Here is a 20,141-nt window from a genome sequence, read left to right as displayed (position 1 = left end):
GACCATGCACACCCAGACCACTCCTCTGCGGTGGTACGGAGACAGCAGCCCCGGCACCGACCCTGCCGGCATCTACCAGTCCCTCGCCGACCTCGACCGACCCGCCTTCGTCGTCCGCACGCCCACGGGCATCGGAGCCGTCTCCGGCGGCCGGGCCACACCCGGCGAGGGCTTCCCCCTCCTTGCCGCCGCCGGCCCACTGCCCCCGCGAGCCCTCGGCTCCCCCGCCTTCCTCGCCGCGCACGGCGTCCGGTACGCCTACATGGCGGGCGCGATGGCGGGCGGCATCGCCTCGGCCGACCTGGTGATCGCCCTGGCCAGAGAAGGTTTCCTCGCCTCGTACGGGGCGGCCGGGCTGCTGCCCGGGACCATCGAGAAGGCGCTCACCCGGTTCGCCGCCGAGATCCCGGGACTGCCGTACGCCGTCAATCTGATCCACAGCCCGAGCGAGGAACGACTGGAGCGGGAGGCGGTGGAGCTGTTCCTGCGGTACGGGGTGCGGTGTGTGGAGGCGTCGGCCTTCATGAGCCTCAGCCCGCACGTGGTGCGCTACCGCCTGGCCGGCCTGCGCCGCGGACCTGCCGGGGAGGTCGTCGCCGCACACCGACTGATCGCGAAGATCTCCCGCCCGGAGACGGCGGAGCGCTTCATGCGTCCCGCCCCGGCGGCTCTGGTGAGCGCCCTTCACTCCCAGGGCCTGATCACCGCCGAGCAGGCCGACCTGGCCAAGTACGTGCCGATGGCCGACGACATCACGGTCGAGGGCGACTCGGGCGGTCACACCGACCGCCGCCCGCTCACCGCCCTCCTCCCGACGATCCTCCGGCTGCGGGACTCCGTGCAGCACGACCACCGCTACCCGACCCCGATCCGGGTGGGCGCGGCGGGCGGCCTCGGCTGTCCCTCCTCCGTCGCGGCAGCCTTCACCATGGGCGCCGCCTATGTGGTCACCGGCTCGGTGAACCAGTCGTGCGTGGAGTCGGGCGCGTCGAAGCCGACGAAGGAGCTGCTGGCGGACGCGGGCATCGCGGACTGCGAGATGGCGCCGGCCGCCGACATGTTCGAAATGGGCGTGGAACTCCAGGTGTTGAAGAAGGGCACGCTGTTCCCGATGCGCGCCAAGCGCCTGTACGAGCTGTACAAGACGTACGACGGCCTGGAGGCGCTGCCCGACAGCGAGCGCGCCCGGCTGGAGACCCAGATCATCCGCCGCCCGCTGGAGGACGTCTGGCAGGAATGCGTCGGCTACTTCGGCCGCCGTGATCCCGAGCAGCTGGCCCGCGCCGCCGAGAACCCGAAGCGGCGAATGGCGCTGGTCTTCCGCTGGTACCTGGGGATGGCGTCCCGCTGGTCGACGGTCGGCGACCCGGACCGCGTCCTCGACTACCAGGTGTGGTGCGGCCCGGCGATGGGCGCGTTCAACGACTGGGTCACCGCCAGCTATCTCAAGGCGCCGGGCAATCGCCGGGTCGCCGACGTGGCCCACCACCTCATGCGCGGTGCCGCGTTCCACACCCGTCTGGCCCATCTACGTGTCTCCGGCGTCCGGATCCCGGCGTCGGCGGCCGACTACCGCCCTGCTCCCCTGGAACCGCAGACGGAGTCGGAGGGCACGCGATGAGTGCGCCGACCGCCGGGGAGATCGAGCGCCTGCTGGGCGATCCGTACGACGCGGACAATCCGTACGGATTCGCGGCAGCCGTCCGCCGGGACGAACAGGACGCGTTCCCGGAGGAGTTGTGCGCGGCGCTGCGCGAGGCCGGCTTCCACCTCAACTATCTGCCCGCGGAATGGGGCGGCCGGTTCGAGTCCTTCGAGCACAGCATGGTGGTGGTCCGCACCGCCGCCCGCCGGGACCTGAACATCATGCCGGGCACCATGTTCGGCATCACCGCGGCGACCTGTCTGGCGCTGCACGGCTCGCCGGAGCAGCAGAAACACGTGGCGGAGATCCTCGGCAGGGGCGGCGCGGTGGGCTTCGCCCTGTCGGAGGCCGACCACGGAAGCGACCTGCTGGCCAACACCGTCCGCCTCGAACCGGCGCTGGACGGCTGGGAGTTGACGGGCGAGAAGTGGATGGTGGGCCTCGGCCGCCGCTGCGAGGCGCTGTACCTGGTGGCGCGCACGGGCGGGCGGGGGCCGGGCGCCTTCACGGCGGTGCTGCTCGACCTGTCCGCAGACGTCGAGCGCGGCCCGGCCGTTCCCACCTCGGGCATGCGCGGCATCGACTTCGCCCACCTCCGCTTCGACCGTCTCCCGGTCCCCGGCGAAGCGTTGGTGGGCCGCGAGGGCCAAGCCCTGGAGTCCGTCATGAAGGCCCAGCAGGTGGTCCGGGTGATGAGCATGGCCGGCAGTCTCGGCTGCGCGGACACGGCCCTGCGGCTGACCCTGGACTTCGCGTCGGCACGCCATGTGGGCCGCACGACGGTACGCGAATCGGCTTATCCCAGAAGGGAGTTGGCGGTCGCTTCGGCCGCGCTCCTCTCGGCGGACGTCACGGCGCTGACCGCCGCCCGGGGCATCCATGTCTTCCCGGAGGTGTTCAGCGTCTGGGGCTGCGCCGCCAAGCATGTGGTCGCGGAGCACACCGAGGACCTGATCCGCCGCTGTGCCACGGTGCTGGCAACCCGCTCGGTACTCCGCACGGAGGGCCCGGGCGACGGCCTGTTCCAGAAACTCCAGCGGGACGCCGCGATCGTGAGAGTGGTGGACACCAGCACCCTGGCCAACCTGCGCGCATACGCGGCCCAACTACCCACACTGGGCGTCAGCAGGGGCACGAGGAACCGCGCGGCGAGCCACGACGGCTCAGCACCCGCCCACGAAACGAACCCCCAACGGCGAGAACTCACCTCCCGCATACGCGAGGTCTTCGACCTGAGCGAACCCCTCCCCCCGTACACCCCCGAACACCTGGACCTGACAGCCCGAGGCAACTCCCCCATCACCACAGCCCTGTTCGACATCGCACCCCAGGCAGCAGCCATCCTCACCGCCCAGGGCGACCGAACAACCGCAGCCCTGACAACCCGCCTCACCACCGCCCTCACCCAACTGACCGAAGACGTCGCCACGGCCGACCGGGACACCGGTCTGGTCGACGCGGCGGACCGCTTCGCCCACCTCCACGCCGCCACCTGCTGTCTCCTCCTCTGGTGGGCCAACCCCACCCGCCCCCTGTTCGGCGCGGAGCCCGGCGACACCCGCTGGCTCACCGCCTGCCTCGCCTACCTCCTCGCCCGCGCGGACGGCACCGACCCACGCGGGGAGGCCCCCGCCCTCCTCCCCGCCCTGGACATCACCACGGAACTGCACGCCCGTGACCAACTCTTCTGCGTGCATCCGCAAGACCTCGCACCACATCCCGAACCCGCCGCCGACCACTGACCGCCTGGAGACCCCGTGCCGAAGTCGGACCTCACTGAGCTGGCCGGGCGGCTGGAACGCCACCTGGGCGATCCGCACGACCCCGCAAGCCGCATGCCGTACGCCCGCGTCCTCGAATACGACGAACGCGAGGACTACCCCTACGAGTTCGTGAACCTTCTCCAGCGCTGGGGCGCGCTGGACTACTCACTCCCCCGTGCCCAGGGCGGCAAGGCGGGAGATGTGGAGATCGGCTTCAACCTGATGCGGCTGATCGCCCGCCGGGACCCGACGACCGCGACCGCGTTCATCATCACCAGCCTCAGCTTCATGCCGGCCTGGGTGGCAGGCACCGATGAGCAGAAACGGGCGATGGTGGACTCCATCCGGCGCGGCAACCGCTACGCCTGGGGCCTGTCCGAGCGGCGGCACGGCAGTGATCTGCTCGCCAACGAGATGACCGCCGAGAAGACGGACGGCGGCTATCTCCTCACCGGGGAGAAGTGGCTGATCGGCAACGGCCGGGTCGCCGACGGGCTCAGCGTCCACGCCCGCACCGACCCTCGCGGCGGTCCCGGCGGTTACTCCGTCTTCGTCCTCGACAAACGGCAGACCCCCGCCGGGACGGTGGACGAGCTGCCACGCGAGCGCATGCACGGACTGCGCGGGCTCGACATGAGCGGTTTCCGGCTCGACCGGGTCTTCGTGCCGGACTCCGCGCTCCTCGGCCGTGAGGGGCAGGGCCTGGAGATCGCGCTCAAGACCTCGCAGACGGCCCGCGCCCTCATCAGCGGCATCGCCCTGTCGGCGGTGGACACAGGGTTGCGGGTCACCCTCGACTTCACCGAGGGCCGGACGGTCTTCGGCCGAACGGTCAGTGATGTCCCTTACTCCCGGCGCCAGTTGGTGGAGTGCTTCGCGGATCTGATGGTCGCCGACGCGGTCAGTCTGGGCGCGGTAAGGGCCCTGCAGGTCGTGCCGGAGCAGACCAGCGTGTGGTCGTCGGTCGTCAAGTACTTCGTGCCGACGCTTCTGGAACGCACCTTCGCCCAGCTCAACGTCGTACTCGGGGCACGCTTCTATCTCCGGGACCATCCGCACTACGCGATCCACCAGAAGATGCTGCGTGATCTGCCGGTGGCCAACTTCGCCGACGGCAACACCGTCGTGAACCTCAAGAACATCGCCCTCCAGCTCGACGGGCTCCTCGCCACGGCCGCGACCGCCGACCGGACACTGCGCGAGGAGGCCGGCGAACGCGCGGCCGTTCTCTACGGCATCGACCGCGAGCTGCCGCTGTACCGGCCCTGGGACCAGGAGTTGTACAGCCGGGGCCGGGACGACGCCCTCCTCGCCGCTCCCGCCTCGCTCGTCCGGCTGCGCCGGCTGGCCGGGGAGGCCAAGCGTGACGAGCGCGACCGGCTGACCCGGGCGGCGGACACGGCGGAGCAACTCCTCGCCGGGGCCGACTCGTTGCGTGAGCGCCTCACCTCGCTCAAGGCATCGCTGGGCCGCGAGTGCGGCCAGTCCGCCGAACTCTTCGACCTGGCCAAGGAGTACTGCCTCCTGCACGCTGCCGCCGCCTGCGTGCACACCTACGTCCACTCCGCCGCCGCGCTCGACGACCCGCTGCCCAGCGGCGCGCTGCTCCTGCTCCAACTGGAGCGCATATCCCGGCACTTGCGTCCCCACGAAGCCGTCACCGACGCCGGCGTCGTCGATGACGTGATGCGGGTGCTGCGGCATCTGCACCGGGAGAACCGGCTGTTCTCGTACTGGCAGTTCCCGCTCGCCGACCGCGGCGACCTGCCCGCCGCCGGGCTCTGACCGGAGGGCCGGATGCCGAACCCCGACCGCCATCTGTGGCTGCTGCCGGACTCGGCCGCCGAGGCGTTCATCGCACACACCGGCGGTCCGGCCCTGCTCGACGCGGCCGAGCGTGAGCGGTGCGAGCGCGTCCTCGCACCGCCCGAACGACGCCGCCGGCTGGCCGCCCGGCTGCTGGCCCGGCACGCCCTCAGCTCCCGTACCGGCCTGCCGCTCGACTCCTGGCGCTTCCACGCCGCTTCGGACGGCAGACCGGAACCCGAGCCGTCAGCGGAGCACCGGCTGCGCTTCAACCTCTCCCACACCGACGGCCTGACCGCCTGCGTGGTCACCGACGGCGGCCGGGCCTGCGGAGTGGACGCCGAACGCTCACCGGCGGGCGCCGACGCGGTCGCGCACCTCCCCCGCTTCTTCGCCGACCGGGAGCGCGCGGAACTGGCGGCCGTCCCGGACGCCGTACTCCCCGAGCACGTCGCCGCCTACTGGGTGCTCAAGGAGGCGTACCTCAAGGCGCTCGGCACGGGTCTGCGCCGGGATCTGTCCACGATCGCCTTCACCGGCCTGACCGGCGGCAACATCCGCCTGTACGACACCGGTGAACCCGAACCGGCGCGCGAGCGCTGGCACTTCGACCTGATCCATCCGAGCCCCGGTCATGTGGTGGCCGTTGCCGCTGAAGAGGGCACACCGGGCGGACTGTTCACCACCACGCTCACCAACTGACTCCAAGGAGCACTCGATGTCCGCCAAGCCCAGCATCGCCGTCGTCGGCGGTGGTGTCGCCGGCCTCTCCGCCGCCTACGCCCTTCGCGAGCACGCCGAGATCACCCTGTTCGAACGCGAGGACCACTACGGCGGCCACGCCAACACCGTCGAGGTCGAGGACGCGGGCCGGGTCCTGGGCATCGACACCGCGTTCGTCGTCTTCAACCGCCCCGCCTACCCCAACCTCAGTGGCTTCTTCGACGAACTGGGCGTGGAAGCGAAGCAGTTGCTCAGTGGCTTCAACTTCTTCGACCTGACCGAGGGTGTCCAGTACGGCAGCGACGAGATGGACCTGCCGGAGGAGGAGGTGCGCGCCCGCTATCCCGAGGAGTTCCAGACCATCTGGCGCGAGGCCCGCCGCTTCCACGAGGAGGGCCGCCGGGACTTCTTCCGCAAGCGCACCGACATGCCGATGGGCGAGTACCTCGACCGGGGCGGCTACAGCCAGGAGTTCCGGTACGGCTACTTCATCCTGCTGTGCAGCGCGGTGTGGTCGGTGCCCGCCGAGCTGGTCTGGGAGATGCCGGCCACGACCGTGATCGCGTTCTTCATGGCCCACGACGAGACCGGCCTCGGCGGCCGTCGCGTGGACTGGCGGACCGTGGGCGGCGGTTCGATCTCGTACGTCCGCAAGGTGCTCGCGGCGATCGACCCGAAGGTTCGGCTGTCCGAGCCGGTGACCGGGATCCACCAGGACGGGGACGGGGTCACCGTGCGGACCGCGGCCGGCTCCGAGCGCTTCGACCACGTGGTGCTCGCCACGCACGCCGATGTGACCCGCGACCTGCTGGAGAACCCCACCGAACGCCAGCGCGATCTGCTCGCGCCGCTGCGCTACAACGCCTCCACGGTGATCCTGCACACCGATCCGTCCGTGATGCCGGCCGACCGGTCCCGGTGGGAGGCGTGGAACTACGGGAAGGTGACGGTGGAGGGGCAGCCGCGCACGTACGTGGCCTACTACATGAACAAACTGCACGGCTTCGAGTCGGAGACCGACTACTTCGTCACCCTCGACTGCCCGCTGCCGGTCGCCGAGGACAGTGTCATCCGCACCTTCCACTACGAGCACCCGGTCCTCGACATGGCGATGCGCCGCGCCCAGCAGACCGTCTACGAGGTCAACGAAGGACCCCGGGTCAAGCTGTGCGGTTCGTACTTCCACTCCAAGCAGCAGTACCACGACCAGATCGGCTCGCACGAGGCCGCGTTCTCCTCCGGAAAGGAGGCGGCGGCCCAGTTGCTGCGCGAACTGGGCCGGTAGACCGGGTCAGTTGTCCGCCCGGTCCTCGCCGTCCTCCCCGTCCACCTCATCCGCTCCGACCACCCCGACCACCCCGTCCGCGTGCCGCCGTGCCGACTCGTTCTGCTGGGCCATGCGCCGCAGCGCCATGAGCGCGGGTTCCAGCAGGACGGTGAGCAGAAGCGCTCGTTCGGCGACCTCCAACGGGTCCTCGATTCCGTCCAGTTGGTCGAGGTCGAGGACCGCGGTCTCCTCGGCCAGCCGGGCGTACGGCAGGAGCACCCGCCGGTCGAGCGGTGAGCCGAGGGTGCGCAGCGAGGCGAGGGTGTCGGCCAGCGTGACACGGGCGGGGGCGGACTTGTGCACGTCCCAGCCCAACTCCTCGATCAGCGCGTCGACTTCGGCAGGTTCCGGGGAGTCCGCCTCGTTCTCGTCGGCCAGCCGGATCGCCCCGAGCGTGAGTCCGAGGAGGCGGTGGGTGTCGGCGGTGTGCTCGGCGAGCGCGCCCAGCACCTCCCGGGTGGTACTGACGGACAGGCCGCGTACACCGATCAGCGCGCGGATCAGCCTGAGTCTGCGCAGGTGGTTGTCGTCGTACTCGGCCTGCGTCGCCGACAGCTGGCGGCCGGCCGGGAGGAGACCTTCGCGGAGGTAGTACTTGATCGTCGTGACGGAGGCACCACTGCGGCGGCTCAGCTCGGACATGCGCATTGGTCGGGCTCCGCTCTGGTCATTGGATACCTCTACTGTCTAACATGGATAGTAGAGGTATCCAAGAGAGCCTCTGCTCCGCCCTGCCTCTCAGAAGAAGGCCGCAGCCATGCCCACCCTGCCCTGGACCACCGTCAACGAGCCCGCTCCGGACGCGACGGCGTTCGTCATGGCGTCCCGACTCGAAGTCCGCTCCCTGCGCGATGTCCCCCGCTTCTTCGTGCGGTCCCTCGCCGCGTGGAAGCAGGTGAAGAGCGCGCCCGGCGCGTACGGCGCCTCACTGATCGCCGAGCCGCTGAAGCGCACGTTCTGGACGCTGTCGGCCTGGGAGGACAAGGAGGCCCTCTACACATACGCGCGGACCGAGCCCCACAAGTCGGTCATGACCGGCCTGCGCTCCACGATGAACCGCTCGGTCTTCACCTTCTGGGAGACGCCGGCGGCGGGCCTGCCCATCGACTGGTCGGACGCGCGCGACCGGCTGGCCGCCCAGGAACGCGCGGACGCCGACGGCGGCTCACCGACTGGCTGACCCAGCCTGCCCGCTTCTGCCGCACCACCGCACCGCCGGATCACTGGCTCACTGGCTCACTGGCCCATCCACTCCCCGAGGAGACTCCCCCGCCATGACGCTGTCCGAAGAGAACCCGGTCCTGGAGGACGCGGCCGTCGCGCCGCCGGCCACCGGCCGGCGTGTACCGCTGTGGGTCGCGATCGTCGCGTGCAGTGTGCCCATGTTCATGGTCGCGCTCGACAACCTGGTCGTCTCGACCGCCCTGCACACGCTGGCCGTCGACCTTGAGGCGGACACCCAGCAGCTCCAGTGGTTCGTCAACGCGTACGTCCTCAGTTTCGCCTGCCTGCTGATGACGGGGGCCGCGCTCGGCGACCGGTTCGGCCGGCGCTCCGTCTTCGTGATCGGCATCGTCGTCTTCACGCTGGCCTCGGTCGGCTGCGGTCTCGCCGACACCAGCACGCAGCTGATCACGTTCCGTACCGTGCAGGGCTTCGGCGCCGCGGCCGTGATGCCACTGTCACTGACCCTGCTCTCACAGGCCGTCCCGGACCGGCTGCGCGGGCTGGCGCTCGGCCTGTGGTCGGGTGTGAGCGGCCTGGCCGTCGCGATGGGCCCCGTGGTGGGCGGTGCGGTGGTCGAGGGACTCGACTGGCGGTGGATCTTCTGGATCAACGTGCCGGTGGGCATCGTCGCCGTACCGCTGATCCTGCTGACGCTCCGCGAGAGCAGGCTGTCGGGAGCCGGTCTCGACCTGGTCGGCATGGTGCTGGCCGCCGCCGGCCTGTTCGCGCTGGTGTGGGGCATCGTGAACGGCGAGACCGACGGCTGGACCTCGGTCGAGGTGCTCGGCGCTTTCGCGGCGGGCGCGGTGCTGCTGGCCGTGTTCGTCGCCTGGGAGGCCCGGGCCCCGCAGCCGATGCTGCCGCTGTCCTTCTACAAGGTGCGGGCGTTCACCCTCACCAACTTCGTCTCGGCGGCCATGTACTTCGGTGTCTTCGGATCCCTCTTCCTGCTCGCCCAGTACCTCCAGATCGTGCCGCCGCGCTCACCGCTGGAGGCCGGGGTCCGCACGCTGGCCTGGACGCTGATGCCGATGTTCGTCGCGCCCGTCGCGGGCCTTCTCACCGACAAGGTGGGCGGCGGCCGGCTGATGGCGTTGGGCCTCTTCCTCCAGGGCGTCGGGCTCGGCTGGATCAACCTGGTCGCGGACACCGACACCGCGTACTCGTCCCTGGTCGGGCCGATGATCGTGGCCGGTATCGGCATGGGCTTCGTGTTCGCGCCGACGGCGGCGGTCGTGCTGGGCTCGGTCAGTCGCGAGCACGCGGGCAAGGCGTCCGGCGCCAACACCACCGTCCGTGAGATCGGCGGGGCACTCGGTATCGCCGTACTGAGCACGGTGTTCGTGGCGCACGGCAGCACGGGGTCGCCGCAGCAGTTCGTGGACGGACTGCACCCGGCGGTCTGGGTCGGCGTGGCCGTGGTGTTCGCGGGCGCGGTGTGCGCGCTGGGGATTCCGCGCCGGCCCCGGCCGGAAACGGCCGGCACGGCGGAGACGGAGATCGCGGCCGAGGCAGTGGCCGAGCGAGCCTGAACCCCGCCCCACCCCGAGCCACCCCGACCCGCGCCGGTGACTGCCCGTACGTGACGGACGGGCGGTCACCGGCGCGTCCCGTTCAGCGGGCGCCCGGCCCTCTTTCCGCCGCCCACTGCGCCCCCTAAGATCACGTCGACCTGCTCAGAACGCGCTCACGCTCTCGCCATCGAGGGGACTGCCACCATGCGCAACCTGCTTCGCACCGCCACGGCCGGTGCCGTCACGGTCACCGCGGTCCTGGCCTGCGGCACGGCCCACGCCACGCCGCCCGGGCCGGGAGTGTCGGGCCGAATACTCGCCCAGACCACCATCGGCGACACCGACTACACCCTGCGGGAGATCACCATCCCCGCAGGCCAGGCCACCGGCTGGCACTACCACGACGGCCCGCTCTACGGCCTCGTCAAACAGGGCACCCTCAGCCACTTCGACTCCACCTGCGAGTCCGACGGCGTGTATCCGCAGGGCAGCACCATCAGCGAGCCGGCCGGCCCCGGGAACATCCACATAGGCCGCAATCTCGGCAGCACACCCGTCGTACTCGACGTCCTGTACGTACTGCCGCACGGCTCGCCCTTCTCGGAGGACGCGCCGAACCCCGGGTGCGACTTCCAGTGAACCGGTCACTGAGCCGGAACTGACCGGTCACTGAACCGGACCTGTCGTCCTGATCACTCGGCCGGCAGCGGCTGCTCCGCCCAGATCGTCTTGCCCGTACCCGTCTGGCGGCTGCCCCAGCGCTGGGTGAGCTGGGCGACGAGCAGCAGGCCACGGCCGCCCTCGTCGTAGACGTGTGCCCGGCGCAGGTGCGGTGAGGTGGAGCTGCCGTCGGAGACCTCGACGATGAGGGCGCGGTCGCGGATCAGCCGGAGCTGGATGGGCGGTTCGCCGTACCGGATGGCGTTGGTGACCAGTTCGCTGACGACGAGTTCGGTGACGAAGGCCTCCTCCTCCAGCCCCCAGACAGCCAGTTGTTCCATGGCGGCCTGGCGGGTGACGCCCACGTGTGCGGGGTCCGGCGGGACGTCCCAGGTGGCCACCCGCCCGGCGCCCAGCGCGTGCGTACGGGCGAGCAGCAGGGCCACGTCGTCGCCGGGCTGCTCCGGCAGCACGGCCTTGAGCACCGCGTCGCACACGGCGTCGAGCGAGGCGCCAGGGAGGTTCAGCGCGCGGCAGAGCTCGGCGGTGGCGTGGTCGATGTCCCGGTCGCGGTCCTCGATCAGCCCGTCGGTGTAGAGGGCGAGGAGTGAGCCCTCGGGCAGTTCCAGCTCGGTCGCCTCGAAGGGCAGGCCACCCACGCCGAGCGGCGGTCCCGCCGTCACCTCGATCAGCTCGGCGACACCGCCGGGCGGTACGACGGCCGGCGGCGGATGTCCGGCGGAGGCGAGGGTGAGCCGGCGCGAGACCGGGTCGTAGACGGCGTAGAGGCAGGTGGCGCCCAGCTCGGCGACGTCGGCACCGTCCTCCTCGTCGGCCAGGTGGGTGACCAGGTCGTCGAGGTGGGTGAGGAGTTCGTCCGGCGGCAGATCGACGTCCGCGAGGGTCCGTACGGCCGTACGGAGCCGTCCCATGGTCGCGGAGGACTGGATGCCGTGCCCGACGACGTCGCCGACGCAGAGGGCGACCCGGCTGCCCGACAGCGGGATGACGTCGAACCAGTCGCCGCCGATCCCGGCGACCGATCCGCAGGGCAGGTAGCGGTGGGCGACCTCGACGGCCGCCTGGCCGGGCAGCCCCCGGGGCAGCAGGCTGTGCTGGAGGGCCAGCGCGGTCGTGCGCTCACGGGCGAACCGGCGGGCGTTGTCGACGCAGATGGCGGCGCGGCTGGTCAGTTCCTCGGCGAGGACGACATCGTCCTCGGTGTAGGGGTCGGGGCGGCCGATGCGCAGGAAGACCGCGACACCCAGCGTGGTGCCGCGGGCCCGCAGCGGCACGGTGACCATGGAGTGGACGCCCTTGCGGTACGGGCGGCCGACGGGCTCGCGGGCGTTGCGCTCCGCCACCCACTCGTCGAACGCCCGCTCGCCGACCCGCCCGAGCACCGCCCGGCCCTCCGCGATCGCGCGCACGGGCGGGGTGGACGGCGGGTAGGTGTCCTTGGCCCCCAGCGGAATGACGGCTTCCGGCGTGCCCTCGGTGACGGAACCGTGGGCGACCCGGTGCAGTACGACCTCGTCGGCCTGTGCGGGTGTGGGTTCGTCCGCGCCGAGCACCCAGTCGAGCAGGTCGACGCTGACGAAGTCGGCGAACCGGGGCACGACGAGTTCGACGAGTTCCTCGGCGGTACGGACGACGTCGAGGGTGGTGCCGATGGCCGCGGCCGCCTCGTTGAGCAGGGCGAGCCGCCGCCGCGCCCAGTGCTGTTCGCTGCTGTCGAACGCTGCGATGCCCACCGAGACAACGGCACCCAGGTCGTCGCGCACGGGCCACATCTCGAGGCTCCAGGCGTGCTCCCGGCCGTCGTCCGCGTCCTTGCCGAAGGCCTCGTAGCGGACGGGGACGCCCGTGCGGGTGACCTCGCGCAGGTTGAGCAGGAACCCCTGGTTGATCCGGTCGTCGGGCACGATGTTGGCGTCCCCGTAGAACCGCCCGATCAGGGCCTGTTCCTCGACCCCCATCAGGTCACAGGCGGCGCCGTTGAGCCACGTGTAGCGCTGGTTCGTGTCGAAGGCGGACATCGACACGGAGGCCTGCCGGATGGCCCGCTCCAGCGGGCCGGGCCCCTGTGTGACCGTCTGCGGCTCGGGCGCCGCCGGTTCGGGGAGAGCGGTGACGACGAATGCCCGCGCCTCGCCGTCCTCGCCCAGCACGGCACACGCACTGACGGTGAGTTCGACACGGCGGCCGTCCCGGTGGCGGAGTGCGACCACGCCGGCCAGCTCGGTCATCGCCGTCGTCGGCGGGTCCTCGGCGAGGAGTTCGGCGGCCGGACGTCCTACGACGGCCTCGGCCACGTGCCCCGTCAACCGCCGGGCGCCCTCGCTCCATCCCGTCACCACGCCTCGGACATCGACGATCACCGCGGCGGCGACTTGTTTCATACGCCCCAGGATGGTCCCTGCGCCCCGGGGCATCAACCCCGATGGCGCACCCCGGCACGGCGAACCCCGCCCATCGCCCCGCGAAGAGGCGGAGAACGGCCGGGGAACGGCTGGAAGGGAACGTCAGTTCTTGTGGGCACGGAGTGCGGCGAGGGCACGGTCCGCATGGGTGTTCATCCGCAGCTCGCTCGTCACGACCTCCAGGACCGTCCGGTCCTGGGCTATGACGAAGGTGACCCGCTTGGTGGGCATCATCGAGAAGCCGCGCTTGACACCGAACAGCTCACGGACCGTTCCGTCGGCGTCCGACAGGAGCGGCATGCCGAGCGTGTGGCTCTGCGCGAACTCCTGCTGGCGGTCGACCGAGTCCCCGCTGATCCCGACCGGCCGCGCGCCGACAGCGGCGAACTCGGCGGCCAGGTCCCGGAAGTGGCAGGCCTCGGCCGTGCAGCCGGGGGTCAGGGCCGCGGGATAGAAGAAGAGGACGATCGGCCCGTCGACGAGCAGTTCGGACAGCCGACGCGGTGCTCCGCTCTCGTCGGGCAGCTCGAAGTCCTCGATCTTGTCGCCGACGTTCACCTTTGTCATGACCGGCCCTCTCCGTTCTTCGCGACACTGCGTGCCCACAGGACGAGCGGCACCTGGAGCGGCAGCCGCCCGATGGCCCCGGCCCGGAGGGCGGCGGGCCGGTTGCGCCAGTCGACGGCCATCTTCACGTTGGCCGGGAACACTCCGACGAAGAAGCCCGCCGTGGCCAGCGCGGCGACCCGCCGGGTGCGCGGCAGCGCCACCCCGGCCGCCAGCGCGAGTTCGGCGACGCCGCTGGCGTACGTCCAGGTCCTGGGCGTTCCCGGCAGCGCGCGCGGCACGATCGCGTCGAAAGTGCGGGGCGCGACGAAGTGGGTGACTCCCGCGGCGGCCAACAGACCGGCGAGCAGCAGGGGTGAGCGTTGGGACCGGGGCACGCTTCCTCCTCGGATGGTGTGCCGGGCGATCCTACTGGACGGTAAATCCAGTTCGAGAGGTGGGTGTTCGACTGTCCCGCGATCAGGCCGTGGGCTCACCGGAGTCCGCGAGCGTGCCCAGCCACTGCTGGAGGAGGGCCGCCTCGACCGCGGTGAGCAGCTGCGGGGGTTCGGCGCGCAGCCGGGCCGCGAGGGTGGCCGCCGCCGCCGGTACGGCGCTCCCCCGGTCGGTGTCGCGTGGTTCGCCCCCGCCGGCGCCGGCAGGGCGGGTGACGGAGTCGATCACCGAGTCGCGCAGGCGGGCGGCGAACCGGATGTCGGGGTACTGCTCCGGCCTGGTGAGCATGGACAGGGCAGCGCCGACGTTCGCCGCCATGACGACCCGGGTGGCGGCCTCCGGGGGAACGCTCAGCAGCCCGGCCGCCGCGCACCGCTCCAGCACGCCGTGCAGCAGGGCGTGGGCCTCCTTCGCGGCGGCGGGGGGTGTGGTGAGCTCGGGCGAGTACATCAGGCGGTAGTGGTTCGGGTGATCCAGCGCGAAGCGCATGTGGTTGTCCCAGCCGCGCTTGAGGTCGGCGACCGGATCGGCAGTGGGCCTGGCGGCGCGCTTGGACGCGAGGTACTGCTCGAATCCCCGGTCGACCACGGCGGCGAGCAGCCCCGCCTTGTCGCCGAAGAGCCGGTAGAGCATCGGCGCGCCCACACCGGCGGCCTCGCACACGGCGCGTGTCGACACATCGGCGGCCGACGCCCGGGTCAGCAGCTCCGTGGCGGCGTCCAGGATCTTCTCTCTCGCATCCATGCCTTCACGGTACGACATTCGTAGCGACGTTACGAGCACCTCTTATCATCGCTACGATTCCGTGGTACCGTCGATACGAATTGACCGTAGCGACGCTACGTAGGCGATGACGAAGGGATCCGTCATGACCACCCAGATCAGCACCACTCCGTCCGGCACTCCCAGCACCGGCCCGCGCGTCGCGATCGTCACCGGCGGCTCGCGCGGCATAGGGCGCCAGGTGGCCCAGCAGCTCGCCGCCGACGGATTCGCCGTGGTGGTCGGCTACGCGGGCCACAAGGAAGCCGCCGAGGACGCCGTGCACACCATCGAGGCCGCCGGTGGCACCGCACTCTCCGCCCGCGCCGATGTCGCCGACGAGGCCGACGTGAGCGCCCTGTTCGACCTCGCGGAGAGCACGTACGGCGGTGTCGACGCCGTCGTCCACGCGGCCGGCCGGATAGCGCTGTCCCCGATAGCCGAACTCGACCTGGACGAGCTCGACGCCGTCCACCGCACCAACATCCGGGGCACGTTCGTCGTCGACCGGGAAGCGGCGCGCCGACTGCGGCCGGGCGGAGCACTCGTCAACTTCTCCACGTCGGTCCTCGGACTCTCCTTCCCGGGCTACGGCGCCTACGCGGCGAGCAAGGGCGCCGTCGAGGCCCTCACACTGATCCTCGCCCGGGAGATGCGCGGCCGGGACATCACCGTCAACGCCGTCGCGCCCGGACCGACGGCCACCGACCTGTTCCTCGACGGAAAGGACGAGGAGACCGTCGCCCGCCTGGCCGCCCAGCCCCCGCTGGAGCGCCTGGGCACCCCGCAGGACATCGCGTCGGCCGTGTCCTTCCTGGTCGGCCCCACCGGCCACTGGGTCAACGGCCAGGTACTGCGCGCCAACGGAGGCATCGCCTGATCCGCCACGACGGCCATCCGCGAGCACCTTCCGAGACCGTCCCCTCACCCGCCGCGTCACCGACCGGGCGGTGCCGTCGTTACTCCGGGCTCCGGGAGACACATGGTTCGCGGGGCGTGAAGGGAGCGGTGAGGAATGAGCATGGCGGCTGCGGAGCAGGACACCGGTGACAGGGACGGCAAGGGAGGCCCGGTTCGCCGACGGGGGTTCCTGAAGGCCGCGAGCGGTACGGCGCTCACGGCGGTCGGCGTCGTCCCAGCCCCGGCCACCGCCCCTGCCGTGGCCCCCACGATCGGGTTTTCCATGCCGTCACTCACCTTCGACGACCCGGCCACCCAGCGCCGGCTGGGCACGCTCTACGCGTCCGCGCTGACAGACGTGTCCGACCGCAACACCATCAGGGCGGATCCGGCGGTCTACGACAAGGCCGGGCTGCTCACCGACCCTCCCGGCACCCTCGTACGAGCCGGGGCCGGCTATCCGACGCCGCAGCGGTGGACCCGGGACGCGGCCGTCAACGCCTGGAGCGCGGCCTCCCTGCTGGCACCCGGCCTCGGGCGCAACACCCTCTGGTCGGTGGTGGACCGGGGACCGGGCGGACTGATCGTGCAGCAGGACAACCAGTGGTGGGACCAGGTCGTGTGGATCGTGGCCGCCTGGCACCACTACCTCGTCACCGGCGACCGGGACTTCCTGGCGAGGGCGCACGAGACGTCCGTCAACACGATGGAGGCGCGCGAGGCGCACAGCTTCAACGGGGCGTACGGGCTCTTCCGGGGGCCGGGGTTCATGAACGACGGGATCTCCGGATATCCCGATCCACCCTCGACGGAGGGCGTCCGTTCGTCCTTTGTCCTCGACCATCCGCATGCAGCGGAGCTGCTGTGCCTGTCGACGAACTGCCTTTACTACGGCGCCCGTTCGGCTCTGGCGGCCATGGCCGACGCGCTGGGCAAGCCTACGGAGGCGACGTCGTGGCGTGCGTCGGCCGAGCGGCTGCGGGTGGCGGTCGACCGGTATCTGTGGCGGCCGGACGCGGGCACGTACGCGTATCTCGTGCACGGTGGCGGTCCGTTCGCGGGCCGGGTCGACACCTCACAGGAGGGCGCCGGGCTCGCTCTCGCGCTGCTGCTCGGCGTGGCCGACGGGCAGCGGGCACGGCGGATCCTGGACAGCACCCACTGGCAGCCGCACGGCATCGTCAACGTCTGGCCGCACTTCGCGCGGTTCGGCGCCGGCCGTCCCGGGCGGCACAACGTGATGGTCTGGCCGATGGTCCACGGCCTGTACGGGCTGGCCGCGGCCGTCGCCGGCCGGACCGAACCGTTCGCGCGGGCCGTCGAGACCTTCGCGGACCTCGCCTCCGGCAGCGGGGGCGACTTCTACGAGGTGTACGACTCGGTGAGCGGGAAGGTCGACGGGGGCTGGCAGAGCGGTGCGAGCGGCAGAGCCGAGCACTTCGTCTCGCAGCCGCATCAGACCTGGTCGGCGACCGCGTATCTGCGCCTCGTCCACGAGGGTCTGGTCGGCCTTGAGTCCTCGGCGGACGCGGTGCGGCTGAGACCGTGCCTGCCTCGGCGGTGGGGGCCGGTCCAGCTGCGCGGGCTGCGCTGGCGGGGCCTGACCCTGGACATCGCGCTGACCGGCGCGGGGAACCGGGTGCGCTCCTGCACGGTGGACGGCCGGCCGGGCGCCCCGGTTCTCGCCGCGGCCGAAACCGGTCGGCACACGGTCGAGCTGATGCTCGACGGGGAGTGACCGATCGCACCACGGGCGCGGTACGACACGGCACGAGGTGCTGCGTCAGATGCTGGGGAGGGGCTCGACGACGCCCACCTCGCCGTCATCTTCCAGGGAGTAGGCGAGGAAGTCGTCGACCATGCGGTGGAACAGGCCGGCGAGCTGCTGAAGTTCCTCGGCGGACCAGCCGCCGAGAGCCATCTGCATACCGCGGCGGCTCGCCTCCCGGACGCGCTCGACGGCCACCTCGCCCGTCGTGGTCAGCTCGATGCGCTGGGCGCGACGGTCGTCGGGGTCGGGTACACGGGTGACGTAACCGGCCTTCTGGAGCTGCTGCACCTGGCGGGTGACGTGGGAGGCCTCGACCGCGAGCCGGTTGGCGAGTTCGCCGGGGCGCATCGGTTCGGAGTCGGCGATCTGCCGAAGAAGCGCGGTGGCGGCCCGGTCGAGCGGGACTCCGGCGATCGCCATCAGACGGTCGTGCTGGCGGGCACGGCTGAGCAGATAGGAGATGCGGGTCAGAGCGCGCTCGATCTCTGCCACATCCTTCGGGGCTGGAGGGGGCTTGGGTGGCGGTGTGGACATACCCTCAAGTTTACCATCTCGTTGCGTAACTCAAGTAAATTCCGCCATCGATGCCCGCCGACGCCTTCCCGGCCGACTGGGACCTCGGACGGTCATGCCGACGTTCCTCCGCGCGTTCGCCGCCGAGTGGATCGAGGAGTGGCGCGTGCGTGAGGAGCGGGGAGAGCCGGTCGTGAACCGTCTCCGCTCATGAGGCGGTGGCACCGAGCCAGTAGCCGAACCCCCGGCGGGTGTGGATCAGTGCGGGCGTCTCCTGGTTCACCTTGCGGCGCAGCCGGGAGACGAGTTGCTCGATCGCGTTGCCGCCCCGGTACTCACCCCAGACGTGCCGGGCGATCTGCTCCTTCGACAGCACCTTCCCGGAGTTGACCAGCAGGTGGCGCAGCAGCCGGTACTCCGCCGGGGTCAGATCGAGCGGACGAGGCCCGCGGCGCGCCTCGCAGGTGGCGTCGTCCAGGGCCAGCTCACCGTAGGACAGTGCCCTCGGCTGCCGTGCGGGGTCCCAGTCGCGCAGCAGCACCTGCACGCGGACCAGGACTTCGGCGATACGGAACGGCGTGGTCACGTAGTCCCGCCCGACCGGGCCCATCGCCGACAGCAACGCACCCAGGGAGTCGGGAGCGGCCAGGAAGAGAACCGCCGGGCGTTCACCGGTGACGCGATGCCGCCGCGCCAGCACGTCCAGGTCCGCCAGCGCCAGGTCGAGCACCACCAGGTCGAACCGGAAGCCCCCGAGCCGGGTCAGCGCCTCGGCCCCGGAGCACGCCGTAGAGACCAGATAGCCCGCCGACTCGAGTGTCGTCGACAGCAGTTCGGCGATCACGGGATCACCGACGATGACCAGGACGTGTTGCCCGCAGCCCTGGACCTGCGCCGGTTTCTCGCAGATGCCCGCCTTGGAAAGACCGTTCATATGAGATCCACGCTTCACGTCTCAACGGCTGCGCGAGCCACCGCGGCCGACCGTCCGACGACATCGGACGGCACGCCGAGTGGGGGCACGCTGCGCCGCCCGGTGCGGTCAGGGAGTGTGGTGGGACACGGCGGCATCACGGCCGTCGTCCGCGTCGATGGCGGAGAGCACGTCGTCGACCATCCGGTCCACGAAGGCGGTCAGGCGCCGGAGTTCATGGGGCGACCACCCCTCCAGGGCCCCCCGCATACTGCGGCAACTGACCTCCCGGATACGGACGACCGCCTCGGCGCCCGCCGGGGTGAGCCGGATGCGCTGCGCGCGGCGGTCGTCGGGGTCGGGTACGCGGGTGACGTAACCGGCCTTCTGGAGCTGCTGCACCTGGCGGGTGATGTGCGACGCCTCCACCGCCAGCAGGTTCGCCAGCTCCCCCGGGCGCAGGGGCTCGGAGTCGGCGATCTGCCGCAGGAGCACCACGGCGGAGCGCTCCAGCGGGACGCCGGCCAGTTCCCTCAGCCGCCCGTGCTGCCTGGCGTGGTACGCCAGGTGAGCGATCCGGTTGAGATTCCGGTCGATCTCGGCCACGTCCGTCGCCGCCGAAGCGAGGACTTCCGCTGACGGTGGTGCAGGCATGCCCGCCACCCTAACATTCTGCTTGCGTGACTCAAGCAAAATAACCCACTCCCCTTCCAGGCTCGACACTGTTCGACATTAGCTTGCTTGACTCAAGTAATTCACATGTGCTTGCCTGACTCAAGCAAACCGGAGTCCGTCGCCGTCGGCAATACCCCTGCGACCCGACAGACCCCTCGCGCCACAACCGCAGGAGTTCCCATGACCCGCACCACCTGACCACCATCCCCGGTGACCGCCCAGGTCACCGAAGACCGCGCGGCGAAGAGCCGCGGGCACCCGGACCGGGGCCGCCTCGAGCGGAGGAGGCCCCGCCGCGCCGAACCCGTGGGGACGGGGACCGGCGCGCCCCTCGGGCTCGGCATCGGACAACTCCCCCCGTCCGGCGCCGAGTCCGAGGACATCCCACCCCGGTTCGACGGCGACTCCTCGTGACCACTGGGCAGCCCCCGGCCCACTCCCCGGCGTACGAGGCCGACAGCGCCACCGAGACCGTCCCGCCCACCGCCCACCACCGTCCCCCGGGCCACGTGCCCCC

Annotated in this window: 19 protein-coding genes; 11 read left to right on the top strand and 8 right to left on the bottom strand. The window is 71.2% G+C overall.

The genetic code is table 11. The annotated features are described in order from the left end of the window. Window positions 1-4: 4 nt before the first annotated feature. From G3I71_RS01445 to G3I71_RS01425, 5 genes are read left to right on the top strand one after another with little or no spacing between them, the layout of a single operon-like run. Window positions 5-1,621 (top strand): PfaD family polyunsaturated fatty acid/polyketide biosynthesis protein, encoded by a 1,617-nt coding sequence (locus G3I71_RS01445; protein WP_164311997.1) that lies wholly within the window; start codon window positions 5-7, stop codon window positions 1,619-1,621. Then, window positions 1,618-3,387 carry an acyl-CoA dehydrogenase family protein gene (locus G3I71_RS01440; protein ID WP_164311996.1) on the top strand — a complete coding sequence of 590 codons (1,770 nt, stop codon included), beginning with the start codon at window positions 1,618-1,620 and terminating at the stop codon, window positions 3,385-3,387. The genes G3I71_RS01445 and G3I71_RS01440 overlap by 4 nt, the downstream gene beginning before the upstream one ends. 15 nt (window positions 3,388-3,402) lie before the next feature. Next, window positions 3,403-5,193, top strand: a complete 1,791-nt coding sequence (locus G3I71_RS01435) for an acyl-CoA dehydrogenase family protein (protein ID WP_343242805.1) — start codon at window positions 3,403-3,405, stop codon at window positions 5,191-5,193. A 12-nt stretch (window positions 5,194-5,205) separates the two neighbouring features. Further along, entirely contained in the window at window positions 5,206-5,916 is a 711-nt protein-coding gene (locus tag G3I71_RS01430; RefSeq protein ID WP_164311995.1) for a 4'-phosphopantetheinyl transferase superfamily protein, read from the top strand. Between the two features lie 16 nt (window positions 5,917-5,932). After that, a complete protein-coding gene (locus G3I71_RS01425) occupies window positions 5,933-7,222 on the top strand; it encodes an NAD(P)/FAD-dependent oxidoreductase (protein ID WP_164311994.1) in 1,290 nt (429 codons plus the stop codon). Between the two features lie 6 nt (window positions 7,223-7,228). On the opposite strand, the gene G3I71_RS01420 is transcribed toward G3I71_RS01425, so the two are convergent. After that, entirely contained in the window at window positions 7,229-7,912 is a 684-nt protein-coding gene (locus G3I71_RS01420) for a MerR family transcriptional regulator (RefSeq protein ID WP_239148769.1), read from the bottom strand. Between the two features lie 109 nt (window positions 7,913-8,021). On the opposite strand from G3I71_RS01420, the gene G3I71_RS01415 reads away from it, so the two are divergent. From G3I71_RS01415 to G3I71_RS01405, 3 genes are all read left to right on the top strand, one after another. Then, entirely contained in the window at window positions 8,022-8,444 is a 423-nt protein-coding gene (locus tag G3I71_RS01415; RefSeq protein ID WP_164311993.1) for a DUF3291 domain-containing protein, read from the top strand. Window positions 8,445-8,538: 94 nt separating this feature from the next. Further along, window positions 8,539-10,023: an MFS transporter gene (locus G3I71_RS01410; RefSeq protein WP_239148768.1), complete on the top strand. Its 1,485-nt coding sequence runs from the start codon at window positions 8,539-8,541 to the stop codon at window positions 10,021-10,023. A 186-nt stretch (window positions 10,024-10,209) separates the two neighbouring features. Beyond that, on the top strand, window positions 10,210-10,644 hold the full coding sequence (locus tag G3I71_RS01405) for a cupin domain-containing protein (protein ID WP_164311992.1): 435 nt from the start codon (window positions 10,210-10,212) through the stop codon (window positions 10,642-10,644). 53 nt (window positions 10,645-10,697) lie between these two features. Here the strand turns inward: G3I71_RS01405 and G3I71_RS01400 are convergent, their stop codons facing one another. The 4 genes from G3I71_RS01400 to G3I71_RS01385 all read right to left on the bottom strand — a co-directional run bounded on the left by G3I71_RS01400 (window position 10,698) and on the right by G3I71_RS01385 (window position 14,834). Then, window positions 10,698-13,067, bottom strand: a complete 2,370-nt coding sequence (locus G3I71_RS01400) for a SpoIIE family protein phosphatase (protein WP_164311991.1) — start codon at window positions 13,065-13,067, stop codon at window positions 10,698-10,700. Window positions 13,068-13,190: 123 nt separating this feature from the next. Continuing rightward, entirely contained in the window at window positions 13,191-13,655 is a 465-nt protein-coding gene (locus G3I71_RS01395; RefSeq protein ID WP_164311990.1) for a peroxiredoxin, read from the bottom strand. Beyond that, window positions 13,652-14,032, bottom strand: coding sequence for a hypothetical protein (locus tag G3I71_RS01390; RefSeq protein ID WP_164311989.1), 381 nt, complete (start codon window positions 14,030-14,032; stop codon window positions 13,652-13,654). The genes G3I71_RS01395 and G3I71_RS01390 overlap by 4 nt, the downstream gene beginning before the upstream one ends. An 82-nt stretch (window positions 14,033-14,114) precedes the next feature. Continuing rightward, complete coding sequence (locus G3I71_RS01385) at window positions 14,115-14,834, bottom strand: TetR/AcrR family transcriptional regulator (protein ID WP_164311988.1); 720 nt, start codon at window positions 14,832-14,834, stop codon at window positions 14,115-14,117. 124 nt (window positions 14,835-14,958) lie between these two features. On the opposite strand from G3I71_RS01385, the gene G3I71_RS01380 reads away from it, so the two are divergent. Further along, window positions 14,959-15,732, top strand: a complete 774-nt coding sequence (locus tag G3I71_RS01380) for an SDR family oxidoreductase (protein ID WP_164311987.1) — start codon at window positions 14,959-14,961, stop codon at window positions 15,730-15,732. A 141-nt stretch (window positions 15,733-15,873) separates the two neighbouring features. Beyond that, window positions 15,874-17,490: a trehalase family glycosidase gene (locus G3I71_RS01375; RefSeq protein ID WP_164311986.1), complete on the top strand. Its 1,617-nt coding sequence runs from the start codon at window positions 15,874-15,876 to the stop codon at window positions 17,488-17,490. Window positions 17,491-17,535: 45 nt separating this feature from the next. Here the strand turns inward: G3I71_RS01375 and G3I71_RS01370 are convergent, their stop codons facing one another. From G3I71_RS01370 to G3I71_RS01360, 3 genes are all read right to left on the bottom strand, one after another. Further along, entirely contained in the window at window positions 17,536-18,057 is a 522-nt protein-coding gene (locus tag G3I71_RS01370; RefSeq protein ID WP_164311985.1) for a MarR family winged helix-turn-helix transcriptional regulator, read from the bottom strand. Window positions 18,058-18,244: 187 nt separating this feature from the next. Further along, complete coding sequence (locus tag G3I71_RS01365) at window positions 18,245-18,970, bottom strand: response regulator transcription factor (protein ID WP_164311984.1); 726 nt, start codon at window positions 18,968-18,970, stop codon at window positions 18,245-18,247. Between the two features lie 108 nt (window positions 18,971-19,078). After that, complete coding sequence (locus G3I71_RS01360; protein ID WP_203728975.1) at window positions 19,079-19,603, bottom strand: MarR family winged helix-turn-helix transcriptional regulator; 525 nt, start codon at window positions 19,601-19,603, stop codon at window positions 19,079-19,081. 231 nt (window positions 19,604-19,834) lie between these two features. On the opposite strand from G3I71_RS01360, the gene G3I71_RS01355 reads away from it, so the two are divergent. Beyond that, window positions 19,835-20,038 (top strand): hypothetical protein, encoded by a 204-nt coding sequence (locus G3I71_RS01355; RefSeq protein ID WP_164311983.1) that lies wholly within the window; start codon window positions 19,835-19,837, stop codon window positions 20,036-20,038. Window positions 20,039-20,141: the final 103 nt, after the last annotated feature.

The organism is Streptomyces sp. SID12501 (genome assembly GCF_010550245.1).
Lineage (GTDB): Bacteria > Actinomycetota > Actinomycetes > Streptomycetales > Streptomycetaceae > Streptomyces.
The sequence above is the reverse complement of the archived record's forward strand: the minus strand, read 5'-3'. Positions and strand labels throughout refer to the sequence as shown.